The 14,502-nt window shown below is 70.9% G+C and carries 6 protein-coding genes; 3 read left to right on the top strand and 3 right to left on the bottom strand.

The annotated features are described in order from the left end of the window. The first annotated feature begins 144 nt into the window (after positions 1–144). From C7C46_RS27380 to C7C46_RS27370, 3 genes are all read left to right on the top strand, one after another. Positions 145–891 carry a FadR/GntR family transcriptional regulator gene (locus C7C46_RS27380; RefSeq protein WP_110672607.1) on the top strand — a complete coding sequence of 249 codons (747 nt, stop codon included), beginning with the start codon at positions 145–147 and terminating at the stop codon, positions 889–891. Between the two features lie 211 nt (positions 892–1,102). Then, positions 1,103–4,153: an autotransporter outer membrane beta-barrel domain-containing protein gene (locus C7C46_RS27375; RefSeq protein WP_220040704.1), complete on the top strand. Its 3,051-nt coding sequence runs from the start codon at positions 1,103–1,105 to the stop codon at positions 4,151–4,153. A gap of 164 nt (positions 4,154–4,317) precedes the next feature. Then, positions 4,318–4,992 carry a FadR/GntR family transcriptional regulator gene (locus tag C7C46_RS27370; protein WP_110672605.1) on the top strand — a complete coding sequence of 225 codons (675 nt, stop codon included), beginning with the start codon at positions 4,318–4,320 and terminating at the stop codon, positions 4,990–4,992. A gap of 218 nt (positions 4,993–5,210) precedes the next feature. Here the strand turns inward: C7C46_RS27370 and C7C46_RS35335 are convergent, their stop codons facing one another. The 3 genes from C7C46_RS35335 to C7C46_RS27350 form a co-directional block, all read right to left on the bottom strand. Beyond that, positions 5,211–6,026, bottom strand: coding sequence for a hypothetical protein (locus C7C46_RS35335; RefSeq protein ID WP_181442552.1), 816 nt, complete (start codon positions 6,024–6,026; stop codon positions 5,211–5,213). A 60-nt stretch (positions 6,027–6,086) separates the two neighbouring features. Beyond that, positions 6,087–13,025 carry an RHS repeat-associated core domain-containing protein gene (locus C7C46_RS27360; RefSeq protein WP_146259222.1) on the bottom strand — a complete coding sequence of 2,313 codons (6,939 nt, stop codon included), beginning with the start codon at positions 13,023–13,025 and terminating at the stop codon, positions 6,087–6,089. Positions 13,026–13,552: 527 nt separating this feature from the next. After that, positions 13,553–14,491 (bottom strand): SIS domain-containing protein, encoded by a 939-nt coding sequence (locus tag C7C46_RS27350; RefSeq protein ID WP_220040703.1) that lies wholly within the window; start codon positions 14,489–14,491, stop codon positions 13,553–13,555. Between the last annotated feature and the right edge of the window lie 11 nt (positions 14,492–14,502).

Genomic DNA, 14,502 nt, shown 5'->3' with positions numbered 1-14,502 from the left:
GCCTCCGGCGAGAAACAGGAGTAGCAACGGGGGCCCACCGGCCCGCTCCCCGAGCCGCTGGAGCGGCGCGGTCCCTCGGCACAGGGGTCCGTGCGAGCACGTTGCTCCGGCGTCCACCCTCACGGCTCAGGAGGTACCGGCACCATGGCAGTCACCGACCAGGCGATCGACCGGATCAAGGAGATGATCGTCCACGGCGCGCTGCACCCGGGTACCCGGCTGCCGCCGGAGGCCGAACTCGCCGAGCAGCTCGGCCTGTCGCGCAGTTCGCTGCGCGAGGCCGTCCGGGCGCTGACCGCGATGCGGATCCTGGTCACCAAGCAGGGCGACGGCACCTACGTCTCCGGCCTCGAACCGCACCTGCTGCTGGAGGCGATGACCTTCGCCGCCGATGTCTCGCACGGCCACAGCGCCCGCCAACTGCTCCAAGTGCGCCGCCTGCTCGAGCCGCAGGCGGTCGCGCTGGCGGCAGGCAAGCTGACGGACCCTCAACTCCGCGCGTTGCGCAGCATACTGGACCGCTGCACGGACGAGATCAGCATCGAGGAGTTCATCGAGCTCGACATCGAGTTCCACCGCACCATCGCCGACTCGGTCGGCAATCCGGTCCTGTCCACCCTGCTCGGCATCCTGTCCACCCACACCCAGCGGGTGCGCATCGTGCGCGGGACCGTGCCGCCGCCACCGGACGGGCACCTGGCGTCCGCCGTCAGCGGTGGCACCGCCCGCCAGCAGGCGCACCGCGAGCACGAGGCGATCTGGCGCGCCCTGGTCGCCCGCGACGCCGGGCTCGCCGCCGGGGCCGCCGCGGTGCACGTGGCCGCCGTGGAGGACTGGCTGGCCGACCGGCTTCCGATCGACACCGCGGCGCCCGAGCCGACCACTGCCTGACGCGGCACCAGTCCGCCCGACGCGGGCCTTCGGCCCTGCGCGAGCCCGCTCGGCGGGCATCCCCAAGGCACACCCCCAACGGGACCCCGGCCCGCCGTCATCGGGGCCGATGTCCCGCGCTGCCTGGGACGACCCGCAGCTTCACCACCCCACCCAGTGCGTCACTGACGTGCCGTCCGCAGCGGTGCGTCGCAGCCAGAGAGGCTGGTCCATGAAGATCCCCCGCGTGAGACTCCTCGCCGGTACGAGTGCCGCGGCCCTGACGGCCGCGTTGACGGCGCTCTTCCCCGGCTCGGCCACGGCCGCCGGCGCCACCACCCTGTACGCCTCGCCGACCGGCAGCGGCTCGACCTGCTCGCAGGCCGCGCCCTGCTCGCTCACCGGTGCGCAGGCCGCGGTGCGGGCGCTGAACCCCGCCGGCAGCGGCGCCTCTGTCACCGTCGACCTGCTGGACGGCACCTACCGCCCCTCCACCAGCTGGAAGTTCACCGCCGCCGACTCCGGCAGCCCCGGGCGCCCCGTCGTCTGGCAGGCCGCTCCTGGCGCGCACCCGGTGATCTCCGGTGCCAGCCAGGTGACCGGCTGGACCGAGGTGGCCGGCTCCGGTGTCTGGTCCGCGCCGGTACCGGCCGGCAGTGCGAGCCGCCAGCTGTACGTCAACGGGCAGGAAGCGCCGATCGCGCAGGCGAGCCCGGGCGCGCTCGGCTTCGCGGGCGGCTGGTCCGGCTCGGCCACCGGGTACTCCATCAGCGGCGACGCCGCCGCCACCGCCTGGTTCGCCGGGCTGACTCCGGCCCAGGTGGCCGGCGTCGAGTTCGACTACCCGGCCGGCAACGGCGCCTGGACCGAGTCCCGTTGCCGGGTGGCCTCCTACGGCGGCGGCGTGCTGACGATGGCCCAGCCCTGCTGGACCGACGTCACCGCCCGCGCCGGATTCAGCCAGGGCAGCGGCGGACTGCCCTCAATGAACCCCTCGACCATGCCCGCCCTGCTGCAGGACGCCAAGGCGCTGCTGCACCCGGGCCAGTGGTTCCTCGACCAGGCCGGCAGCACGCTCTACTACCAGCCGCTGCCCGGACAGCAGTTGAGTGGGACGGACGTCGAACTCCCGCACCTGGAGACCCTGCTGCAGGGCGCGGGCACGCTGGCCGCCCCGCTGCACGACCTCACCTTCAGCGGCCTGCAGTTCTCGTACGCGACCTGGAACGATCCGTCCTCGCCGGCCGGCTTCTCCGACGTGCAGAGCAACCTGCGGATCACCGGCGCGCACAACCAGGGCATGTGCACCTTCGCCAACCCCGCCGGCAGCTGCCCGTGGGGCGCGCTGACCCAGCCGCTGGCCAACGTCGACTTCACCGCCACCACCAACCTCAGCCTCACCGGCAACCGCTTCGCCGAACTCGGCGGCGCCGGCCTCGGCGTGCGCTACGGCGCCCGCAACACGCTCGTCCAGGGCAACGAGTTCACCGACACCGCCTCCACCGGCCTGCTGCTCGGCTGCACCGCCGACCCGAACCCGACCAACCCCAACCCGGCCACCGACCCCGACACCGCCGCGGTGATCAAGCAGAGCTGCACCCCGGACGCCTCGGCGGTCAGCGGCGACATCATCGGCACCAACGAGATCCTCACCGGCACCACGGTCGCCGACAACACGGTGCACCACACGGGCACCGACTACTCCTCGGCGCCGGGCATCACCCTGCTCTTCGCCCAGGGCACCACGATCACCCACAACACCCTGTACGACCTGCCCTACGACGCCATCACGGCCGGCGTGAGCCAGGGCCACACCGACCAGGCGAGCACGCCCGAGAACGTCGTCAACATCAACCAGAACAACAGCATCGGCAACAACGTCTTCCACGACTACATGTCCGTGCGCTCCGACGGCGGCGCCGTCTACGCCGAGGGCCACCAGGCCCAGTACTACGACGCGAGCGGGAACCCGACCACGTACGACAGGGCCGACCCGGTCCAGACCCTGGCCCACGGCCTCCAGGTGACCGGCAACGTCGCCTACAACGGCCACAACGCGAACTTCACCTACTACGACGACGCCGGCTCCGAGTGGATCAACTGGCAGGGCAACGCCGGCATCGGCATCCCCAGCATCGCGTCGACCGGCGGCTGCAGCCAGACCGGGCACATCTGGACCACCGGCAGCTACTTCTCCCTCGCCACCGTCAACAAGGCCGCCTGCGCCGCCGCGGTCGACCTGCACGCCGGAGGCAACACCACGATCCCGGCCACTCCCGGGCCCGGAGACCTGCCGAGCGCCCTGCTCTCGGGCGCCGGGCCGCGCGCACCGTACGCCCGGTCCGACGGCGGCCGGACCCGCTACGTCTCGCCGGTCTCCGGCGGCAACCAGGTGCTGATCGCCGGCGACGGCTTCGGCACCGCCACCCAGGTCTACGCGGGCGGCACCCCGCTGGCCGCCGGTAGCGTCCAACTGCTCGGCAGCGGCTTCCTGGTCGCCACCGTCCCCGCCGGCACCACCGCCGGACAGCTCTGGGTGGCCGGCCGCGTCGACGACTCCGACCCGTCGATCGGCTACCAGGGCTTCGCCACCAGCGGGAACCGCGGGGTCGGTGACCTCGGCGACGACGTGCACTACGCCACCGCCGACGGGTCCACCGCGAGCTACGCCTTCACCGGCGCCACCCTGCAGGTCTACGGCGAGCTCAACACCGACCAGGGCACCCTCGGCATCACCGTCGACGGCGGCACCCAGCAGAGCGTCAACACCGTCCCCACCGACGGCCGGCGGCACAGCAACGTGCCCGTCTTCACCGTCACCGGCCTGAGCGCCGGCCCGCACACCGTCACCGTCAGCAAGCTGTCCGGCCAGTACGCCACCCTCGACGGCTTCGGCACCGCCGCCACCGCCCCGCCCGCCCTGCGGACCAACGACACCGACCCGTCGATCAGCTACAGCGGCTTCGCCGGCACCGGGAACCGCGGCCTCGGCGACTACGGCGACGACGTGCACTACGCGAGCGCCGACGGGTCCACCGCGAGCTACACCTTCAGCGGCAGCTTCGTCCTGGTCTACGGCGAACTCAACACCGATCAGGGGAACATCGGCGTCGCGATCGACGGCGGCCCGCAGCAGACCGTCAGCACCCTCTCCGCGGACGGGGTGCGCCACTCCGACACCCCGGTGTTCAGCGCGGCCGGCCTGGCGGGCGGCAGCCACACCATCGTGATCACCAAGCTCTCCGGGCAGTACAGCACCCTGGACGGCTTCGGCACCCCGTAGCGATAGCGTTCCCCCCGCTGCACCGCTGCACCGCTGCACCGCTGCACCGCTGCACCGCTGCACCGCGGCCCCGACCAGGGCGGCGCGGGCCGCACGCCTGTCCGCGCGGCGGCTCGCAGCGGGCATACTTGGTCCAGACATCGGACCAAAGGAAGGCACCACACGTGGCCGTCACCGACGAGGCCATTGAGAAGATCAAGTCGATGATCCTCTCCGGCCAGCTCAAGCCCGGCGAGCGGCTGCCCAAGGAGCCGGTACTGGCCGCGGAGTTGGGGCTGTCGCGGAACTCGCTGCGGGAGGCGGTCAAGGCGCTTTCGCTGCTGAACGTCCTCGTGGTGCGCCAGGGTGATGGGACGTATGTCAGCAGCCTGGCGGCGCCGGACCTGTTGGAGACCCTGACCTTCCTGGTCGACCTGCACCAGGACGAGTCACTGCTGGAGCTGTTCCAGGTGCGCTCCGTGCTGGAGTCGGCAGCCGCAGGGCTGGCCGCGCAGCAGGTGACCGACGATCAGCTGACGGGCCTGGCCGACCTGCTCGACGGGCTGAGCGCCGACTCCACGGTCGAGGAACTGGTCGCCAACGACCTGGAGTTCCACCGGCGGATCGCCGAGGCCGCGGGCAACACCGTGCTCGCCTCGATGCTCGACTCGCTCTCCCAGCGGACCGCCCGCGCCCGGGTCTGGCGCGGGCTGACCCAGGAGGGGGCGGTCGAGCGGACGATGGCCGAGCACCGGGCGATCCTCGACTCGATCGCCGCCCGCGACGTGACCGCCGCCCAGGCCCGCGCCACCGCCCACATCGCGGGCGTCACCGACTGGCTGCGCCGCGCGGCCGGCTGACAGCGACAGGCCGTCAGGTGGTCGGCCGGCACGAACAGGAGGCCGTTGCGGACCGCGAGCGCGCGAAAGGCTTCGAAGTCGGTGCGGGCCTGCCAAGGCTGGTCGATCGCCGGGGTGAAGGAGTTCACGAACGGGTGCATGGAGCACGAGGGCAGTGTGCCGGGGGCCGGGGTGAGGCGATGCGCACCTCACCCCGGCCCCCGGGAACCGGCCAGGCCTCAGCCTTGCGCCGCGTCCCGGTAGACCAGCAGGGCGTCCGGGTTCAGCGGGCTCGGCGCGGGCAGGCCGGCGGGCAGGACCGTCCGCACCAGGTCGAAGACCTGCTCGGCGGCCGGCCGGCCGAACTCCGCGATGGTCGGTGTGGCCTGCAGGACCGCGCCACCGGCAGCGAGCCCGATGGTGCGGTGGAAACCGCCGGCCTGCCCGGCCGCCACCCGGGGCAGGAGCTCCTCCGGGCACACCGTGACCCAGGAGTAGCCGCGCAGCACCGTCCGCCCGAGCTGGACGGAGTCCACGATGCTGCGGTTCAACGCCAGGTCGAGCGGCGTCTCCTTTCGGAAGTTGGCTGAGGAGATCGATCCGAACACCGGGGACGCCTGGTCCAGGCAGCGGCGCAGGTGCTCGACCAGGCCGCTGCAGAACGCCGGATCGGCGCACTCCTCCTCGGTGGCGGAGAGGTCCAGCGCCAGCAGGGCCCGAGTGTCCCGGAAGACGCTCTGGGTCAGTTGGAGCCGAAGGGCCAGTTCGTCGTCGGGCCCTGCATCGCGCGGCTCGACGAGGTAGCTGGCATAGGGCGAGTCTCCGTTGATCGCCTTGTCCAGGTGCCCGAACGCAGCCTTGCCGGCCCGGAAGCGCTTGGACTCGGCAGCGAGGTCCGAGGCGAGGACCCAGCCGGCCGTGAGTCCGCGGGACTTGAGCGCAGCGGGGTCGAAGAACTGGGCGAAGGCACCCGTTCGTGCGTTGTCGAACCAGCCCCGCACGGTATCCCGGCCGTGTTCTGCGAGGTCGACGGTCGCCTCCAGGCGAACCAACATGGTGTGATCATCTCCTTCAGTGCTGGTGGTGCGGCAGCTGGTGCCCGGTCCTCGTGGCCGTCAGATCGTCACGAGTCCAGGAGCGCCGACGCCGCCGAAGCCGGGGATCAGGCCACCGAACGGCCAGCCGTTGAGTCCGGGCATGGGGACCACCATGCCGCCACAGGGCCCGGCGGCAATCGGGCCGCCACCGCCGCACGGTGCCGGCGCCGGGGCCGGCTGGGGAGCCGGTGCCGGTGCTGGTGCCGGGGCCGGCTTCGCGAATGGGTCCTCCTTCGGCCTCTTGGACTTGTTGGTCCCGTAGAACCTCATTCCGGGATACGCGTCCTGGGACCAGACATCCTGCCAACCCTGCTTGGAGTTCACAACGCCACGCGGCAGGTCACCGCCGGCCACCACCGACCGGGTGTCACCGAATTCCTTGAAGTATGCCGTCAGGCCCTGGATGTAGCGATCGAGGTCCTTGGGACCGTCGGTCTTCCCGTAGTCGTTGCCGGGCTTGATCTCCCAGACGTAGACAGTCGCAGAGGTCCACAGGATCAGGTCCGCCGCACCGTCGTTGCCGGTCTTGTTGCCGCTCGCCCCGGGTACCTTGTTCGCCAGCGTGCCACCTGGTCCGACGTCGACCGTGACGTAGCCGTTCAGGTTCTGCGACGACCGCCAGGCCTCCGCGTACAGACCGCTCAGGCAGACCGCGGCATCGTGGCCCGACAGGCCCTGCGTCCCCGGACCGGCGCAGTTGGTGGCGACATTGCTCGTGCCGCCGTTGCGCACGACGTGGTTCGGTGCGCCGCCCTGCTGAGCCTGGACCTTGTCGAAGGACTCCGCCTGCTGCTCCAGGTCCTGCTCGACCTCGTCCGCGTGCTCGGTGTGGTAGTCCTGCAACTGCTGCGCGTTGCCGAAGGCGAGGCCCGTGATGTCGTCCGGGATCATCTTCCCGTCGGCATCACTGGTGTTGGTGGGCTTGTTGTCGGCGTAGGCGTATCCGTTCCATTGCTGCGGGTCGTTACTCGCCAGCAGTGGGTCGGGGTTGATGAAGCGTCCGGTGGACGCCTGGTACTCGCGGGCACCGAGGTTGGTGAGTTCGCTGGTGGTGTCCTTGGTGCCGCCGACGAAGCCGTGGTCGCCGGCCCAGTTGTTGGTGGCGGTGGTGGTGGCGCGCGGATTGCCGAACGGATCGACCGGGTTGCGCGTCTCGGTCAGCGACGTGGCATCCAGGGCAAGGGTGTTGGTGCCGTGCGGGTCCGCGACCTGGTAGGTCTTGGTGTTCGCGGTGGCAACCAGGGAGAGGCCGCCGGGCATCGGGAAGTAGCGAGTCCCCGTGGTGGCCCTGGTGTTCTTGTTGTACGTCAGCTCGTCATTGGTCGCGCCCAGCGTGAGGATGGTCTGGGTGGGGTTGCTGCGCTCCAGCAGGTTGCCGTCGGCGTCGTAGACGTAGGTCGTGGTGACCCCGCCGCGGGTGGTGCTGGCGAGCCGGCCCTCGGCATCCCAGGTCAGCACCGAGGTGTTGCCGGCGTCGATGGCGTTCCAGGTCTGGGTGCTCCAGAGCGGGTTCTGGTTCGGCGCGGAGGCGTTCTTGTAGACGACGAGGTTGCCGTCGTCCTGAAGGGCCAGATAAGCACCGGAGTTGGGGTACGTACCGGAGGCCCAGAGCGGGTTGCGGTTGCTGTCGTAGACGACGAAGTTGCCGTCGGCCTGCATGGTCGCGTAGGCGCCGGCGTGGCCGTAGGTGTGGCTGGACCAGGTCACCGCACCCGTGCGCAGGGACACCAGGACCAGGTTGCCGTCCGCCTGCATGGACAGGCGGCTGCTGTTGGAGGTGATGCTCTGCCCGGACGGCAGCACCCACCCGCCGTTCAGATTCCGTGTCCCGGCCGGGTCCACGATCTTCGTCGTGTTCCCCGCCGCGTCGTACTGGTCGCCGCCGGCGGGGTTGCCGATGCCGTTGGTCACGGTCTGGCTGCTGGTCAGCGCGTGCGCGCCGCCCGCACCGTTGCCGTTGTTGACGGTGCCGGGGGCCGGGAAGGTCTGGTTGGTGGTCAGGTCGTTGGCGGTGTTGCCGCTGGCGTCATGCTGGACCAACTGGGTGCGGTTGCCCGTCAGGTCGTAGCCGTAGGACTGCCAGTACGCGGCGGGACCGCCCACTGTCGTCTTCGCCGGGGCGACCGCACCACTGGTCGGGGTGCTGTTCGTGCAGGTGCCGATCGCGCCCACGCTCGGCTGCGGGGCCATGGTGACCGTACCGGTGTCACTCCACGCGGTGCTCAGGCGGCCCAGGTAGTCGTAGCTGAAGCACTGCCGGTCCGTGCTGCCCGGGCTGTTGTCCGGGATGTTCGTGATCGCCGTGATCTGGCCGGCCTGGTTGTACGCGTAGTTCGTCTGCTGCACCGCGCCCGTCTGCGAGGGCTGCTTGTCCACGAACTGCGAGACCTGACGGCCGGTCGGCTCGTCGAAGGTGTCGGTGACCACCACCTGGGTGCCCCACGGGTTCGCCGTGGTCCGGATCGCCCGCCCGTAGGCGTCGTAACCCGTCGCCTGGTCGTACATCCACTGCGAACCGAACTGCTGACCGTAACTGGTCATCAGACCACGCGAGTCGTACGAGTACTGCAGCATCTCGCTCGGCAGGTCACCCAGACCACCACGGTTCGCCCACTGCACCGCACCCGTGATCGGGTAGTACGCCGTCTGCTCCGCGTACGAGTACGTACCTGAGGCCAGACCCACGTCCGCACCCGGAACCGTCTCGGTCACCGAGGTCGGGCGGTAGGCGGCGTCGTAGGAGCCGATGGTCTTCGTGTAGGCCGCACCGCCGGTACCGCCCACGTACCGGGTAGTACTGGCGAGCTGGCCCTTGCCACCGGTGACGGTGTCGTAGGTGTACCCGGTCAGCTGCTTGGTGGAGTCGGTGGTCGAGGTGCCGCTGTACTCAGCAGTCTTGCGCCCGAGCAGGTCGTAGCTGAACGCCAGGGTCTGACCGCGGGCGTCCATCGTGGTGGCCAGCCGACCGGCGCCGTCGAAGCTCTGCGTGGTGGTACCGGCGTCCGGGTCGGTGGACGTGGTCAGCCGGTCACGCAGGTCGTACCCGTAGGACCAGGTGTTGCCCGCCGCGTCCAGCCGGGTCGCGGCCTTCCCACTGGGCGTGTAGGTGTACTTGCTGACGTCCGCGTTACCGGTGTTGCCGGTCGCCGTGGTGGTGCGGTATTGCCAGAACTGGGCGGGGCGCCCGCGGGCATCGGTGATCGTGGTGGTCGGCATCAGCCCGGATCCGGCGGCCGGAGTGACGTCGGTGCGGTCCACACCCGGGTAAGAGGTCGTGGTGGTGCTCTGGTGGACGTCGTAGGCGCGGAACTCGCTGCTCACCGGTCGGCCGCGGCCGTCGAAGGACGTCAGGGTCGAGGACGGGACGTGCGTGGTGTCCGCGTCGAACCAGGTGGTGCTCGGCGCGCTGGTGTTCTCGTAGTAGCCCGGACTGCTCCGGAAGACGTGGCCCGAGGCGTCGTAGAAGGTGTCGGTGACCAGTCGGCCGTTGTAGCCCGCGAAGGCCGGCGTCGACTGGGTCTGCACGGTTCGGCCGAGGCCGTCCGCGATCGCGACGGAGGTGCTGTAGCCGGCGTCGTCGTAGTGCAGCGTGTTGGTCGTCACCGAGGAAGAACCACTGATCCCGTTGACCGCGTAGCTGAACGTCTGCGAGGCGTTCTGTGCCGTGGTCCGCCCGGCGGGCCAGACGGCTATGAGGCGGCCCAGGGCGTCGTAAGCCTCGGTGGCGGTCTGACCGTTGGGGTCCGTGACCGTCAGCGGGAGGGCACGGGCGATGTCCTGCACGGCCGTTCGGGTGCGCCCGGTGGCCGAGTCCGGTGCACCGGCGGGAGCAGGTGTCGTCACCGTCACCGTGTTGGGCAGTTCACCCGGATTGGCCGCCGCGTATCCGGTGGTGGTCACCGCCCCTGCGGGGTGCGCGCTGTCCGTCGCGGTGGGATCGGTCGTCGAACTGACCCGGCCGTACGCGTCGTAGCCAGTCGTCGTCGTGGTGGCGAACTGAGGGGTCCCGCCGGCGTCGTAGTGGTCCAGGACCTGTGAGCTGGTCGGATCGCCGTTCGCGCCGGCACTGCGGTACGGCTGTCCGTCGAAGAGCGTGCGCGTAGCGGCGACGGTGTTGGCGGCAGTCGGGTTGGCCGTGCAGGCACCGGCACCGGAGACGGAGAACGTCTGGGCCACCAGCGAGGTGAGCATGGGGTTGGTGCTCGTCGCGTAGGTCGGCACCACGCACACGTCCGGTGTGCCGTCGGCCGTGCTGAGCGACGTCGCCACGCGGTTGTTGTGGGCGGGGTCGGTCGTGCCCACGGTGGTCGTGGTCCGCCAGCTGACGCCGTCCGACTTCAGCTCCTTGGTGACGGCGGAGTTGGTGGTGGAGGCGTAGCGGGCGATCAGGTCCGGCAGTCCGTTGCGCGGGTGGTCCGCGGTGCTGAGCGGCCCACTGCTGGTGTGCACGGTGTAGGCGGCGAGCGAGCCGTTGAGGCCGGTGTAGGTGTCGGTCTCGAGGGTCTGGCCGGCCAGCCAGTCGTCGTCACTGATCGGGCCGCTCCTCGCGCCCGTGACGGTTCCGCCCATGCCCTGGTAGTAGGAGGTGGTGCTCTGGGTCTGCGCGCTGGTGTCGTTCGCGGCGCCGGTCACGGTGGTGACGGAGGCGTAGCCGCGGAACTGGTCCCAGGTGCGTGTCTGCGGGTCGGCCAGGGTCGCATCGTTGTGGTGGTAGGCCGGGTTGCCGTAGGTGTAGGTGGTGACCTGCGGCTTGTCACCGAGCGCGAGTTTCGGGTCCACCGTGACGGTGGAGACCGGGTAGCGCTGGAACCAGTCGTCGATCGGCGTGGTGGTCTGCGGCTTGTACCACTTGACGTTGTAGCAGTCTTTGGTGTCGCCATTGGCCTGCGCCGGCAGCGAGCTGGACGTACAGCGCTGAGAACCGGTGGTCTGGTAGACCACCCCGATGGTGCCACCGGTCTCGGTGGTGACCACCGTCAGCCGCGGGCGGTTGTAGTCCGGGCGGGTCAGCAGCGCAGGCACCCGGTTCGGGTAGAGCATCCAGGAGAAGGAGACCGGCGGCAGCGGCGGCACAGCCGCCTGGCCGTTGAGATTGTCCTGGCCGGTGCGTTGGATCGAGGCGAGCCAGGGGACCTGGGTGTTCTCGGTCGGGTTCTGCACGTTCACGAACACGTGGTTCAGTACGTAGCTGTCCACGGTGTGGTAGCTGCCGTTCGAGCGGACCTGGGTGGCGATCGAATTCAGCCACCGGGAGGTCCAGAACGAGGGCGCACCGTTGGCACAGTTCGTAGTTGTCTGGTCGCACTGCTGGTCCAGCGGCACGTCCGGCCAGTTGGCGCCGTTCGCCACCGTCCGCTGGGAGGGGTCACACCCCCCGGAGGTCACGCAGCGCTCGCCGGAGCTGAAGACCACCTTCGCCGCACTCTGGTAGGTGCCGCCGGCCGCGATCTGGTCGGACAGCCGCTGACCGTAGTCGATCTCGGCCAACTCACCAGCTCGCGTGTAGGAGTTGGTGGTCGTGGGATTTCCGCCACGCGCGTACCAGTTGGCCTCGGCGTTGTACGTGTAGGTCGTCAGGTTCCCGTGCACGTCGACCACGGCATCGAGGTTCCAGCGCCAGGCCATCTGGCACCAGGACTGCTGGCCGGTCGAGGAGTTGTAGCAGGGGTCGCCCGAGTTGGGCGAGAACACCGGCACTGTCCACGCCGACTGCGCGTCCGGACCGAGGCCGCTCGCCTTGCCGTCCGTACCCGGCAGGTGGCTGGCACCGAAGTAGTAGACGGTGCCGGAAGTGTCGGTCACCCGCAGGTAGGAGCCGTTCCAGGTGCCGTTGTTGGCCCCGGCCAGGTACTCGATCTTGGTGCCGTCGTCGTTCTTCAGGTGCCACGAGCAGGCCGACTGCTCCAGGTTGTTACTGGAGTTGTCACAGGTGGAGTCCACCGGGACGAGTTCACCGGAGTGGCTGCCCAGCGACATGGTCAGGTTCGCGCCCGCCCAGCAGTCGTCACCGGAGCTCGGCATGCCGTCCCGGCTGCATGGCTGGAACGAACGCTCCACGAAACTGTTGCCCAGGCCCCAGCCGTCGCTGCCCACCCAGGAGGCCTGGGAGTTGGTGGCGGAGGTCAGGCCGTCCACCGAAGCGGAGTCGTAGGACAGCGCGACCGTGGGAGCGGACCCGCCCAGCGTCGGCGGCAACGCTATCGGGTACTGGTAGGTGAAGGCGCCAGAGGCACTGCCGGCTGCCCATCCTGCGCTGGGGTTCAGCGAGGTCGCGCTGTAGGTGCCGGCGCCGCTGGAGGTGCCGGAGACCACGCCCAGCGTCATCGGCGTGGCTGCCGCCGCCTGCGTTGCCGTCATCGCCCGCGCCGCGCCGGTCGGGCCGGGCGGCACGGTGACATCGGCCACCAGCCGGTTCGCAGCCGCGTCGTAGTGCGAGGGCAGCGGTGTGCGCTTCTGACACTCCGAGAGCTGGGGCGTGGTCAGCGCACAGGACGGGAGCTGCACCAACTGCGCGCGGGAGGCGAAGTTGCCGCCGACTGCGCTCAGCCGGCCGAGGTCCAGGCCGACCCGCAGGGCGGCGCCCGGCTTGGCGCCGTCGCCGCTGACGGTGATGGCGCCGCCCGGGGCGCCCGCCGCAGCGGCGGCTCCCGGATCGGCGACCGCCACCTGCACCGGGCCACCCGCAGCCGGCGCGGCATCCGCCTCCGTTGCCTGTGCGGTCGCGGCAGCCGCCTTGGGCGCTTCAGCGCTCAGCCAGACCGGCAGCGAGCCGGCCTGCACCTCCGCGCCCAGCGCCGGACCCTGCTCGAGCGTGCCCGCGGCGTTGATCCGCGGCGCCGTCAGCCCCGCCGAGGGCGCCACCGGCACCGTCACGGTCGCCTGCCCGGCGTGGAACCTCTTCGCGGCCGGCGGCGTCCACACCTGCCCCGCCGGGAAGGACGGCTTGCTCGCCGCCAAGGCCGGCCGGTTGGTGCCGGAGACGGATGGCGTCTTCGGCAGCGGTGTGCCCGGCGTCCAGATCCTGTGTTGCTGAGTGGGCGTCAGTGCGAAGGCTGGGGTGGACAGCAACGCCGTCACCACCCCCAGCGCGCTGGCTACCGCTGCTGAGCGCAGCACTGTTGGCCGACTGGCAGCAGGCCAGCCGGCAGTACGAATTGCCATGGAATCCCCCAGACACGGCGGTGCGCCAGCGCAACCACCAGGAGTGTTCCTATCGACAGCTGATAGGTAGCGCCGAAACTAGCGCCCCTGCCACTGACGGAGCGAGAACAGCGGGGATCACCTGACGGTGATTCATCTCACAGGTCGCTATGTCCGCGATATACCCAAGAGATGGTCAAAATCAGTTGCCCTTGCAAGCAGCTGAAGCATCGTCATGCGGCCGGTTGCCAGCGCCGCCTGCGCCGAGCCAGACTCCTTGGCCGGGCGTCAGTCGGAACCGGGGGCTGTGGTCCCCCCACCGTGCGGGACCGGCGGCGGGACGCTCAGGAGGTCATGGTCACCTTCTTGAGCCCGCTCGGGTGGTCCGGGTCCGCTCCCAGTTGGCGGGCGGTGGCCAGGGCCAGTTGCTGCATCCGCACGGTGGCGAGCACGCACTCGGTGAGGGTGCCGGTGGCGGGCCAGGGCAGGTCGGCGTCGGGGGAGGTGCCCGCGAGCAGGACCGGCGCGCGGCGGCCGGCGAGCGCGGCACGCAGGTCCAGGGTGTCCGGGTCGGCGGGCCCGGAGCCGGCCAGCAGCAGCGCCGGGGCGGCCGGTCCGCAGACCGCGATCGGGCCGTGCCGGAAGTCGGCTGTGGAGAAGCCGTGCGCCATCAGCCCCGTGGTCTCCTGCAGCTTCAGCGCGCCCTCCAGGGCGGCCGGGTAGCAGGCACCGCGGCCCACCACGGCCAGCCGGTCGGTGGCGGCCAGCAGGTGCGCGGACCGCCGGGCCGGCTCCGGGTCGGCCAGCAGCTGCGCCACCGCAGCGGGCAGCGCGATCACCTGGCGCTCCGTCAGGCCGTGGCCCCGGCCCAGCCCGGTGGCGACGGCCAGCACGGCGAGCAGTTGCGCGGTGACGGTCTTGGTGGCCGGCACCGCCAGCTCGGGGCCGGCGTCGAGCGCGATCGACAGGTGCGCGGTGCGGGCCAGCTCGGAGTCCGCGTCGTTGGTCACCGCGATCACCCGGGCCCCGGCGGCGGCGTGTCGGCGGGCCAGGTCCACGATCTCGGGGGTCCGCCCGGACTGGGAGAGCGCCACCACCACCCAGTTGGCGAAACCGGTCGGCTCGCGCCGGTAGGCCGTGGTCAGGCTCGGCGCCAACAGGCAGGTGGGCAGGCCGGCGTAGAGCTCGACCGCGTACCGGCCCAGCAGCGCGGCGTGGTCGGAGGAGCCGCGGGCCAGGAACGCCACTCCGAACGGAGCCGCGCCGTCCACCAGGGCGGCCACCTGCGCGGTCA

Source organism: Streptomyces tateyamensis (assembly GCF_003205575.1).
GTDB lineage: Bacteria > Actinomycetota > Actinomycetes > Streptomycetales > Streptomycetaceae > Kitasatospora > Kitasatospora tateyamensis.
This window is presented reverse-complemented; position numbering and strand designations above follow the sequence as displayed.

Excerpts from the sequence above, each read along its gene's own strand:
- C7C46_RS27380 (WP_110672607.1), top strand. The coding sequence starts at position 145 with ATGGCAGTCACCGACCAGGCGATCGACCGGATCAAGGAGATGATCGTC.
- C7C46_RS35335 (WP_181442552.1), bottom strand. The coding sequence starts at position 6,026 with ATGTTGGTTCGCCTGGAGGCGACCGTCGACCTCGCAGAACACGGCCGG.
- C7C46_RS27375 (WP_220040704.1), top strand. The coding sequence starts at position 1,103 with ATGAAGATCCCCCGCGTGAGACTCCTCGCCGGTACGAGTGCCGCGGCC.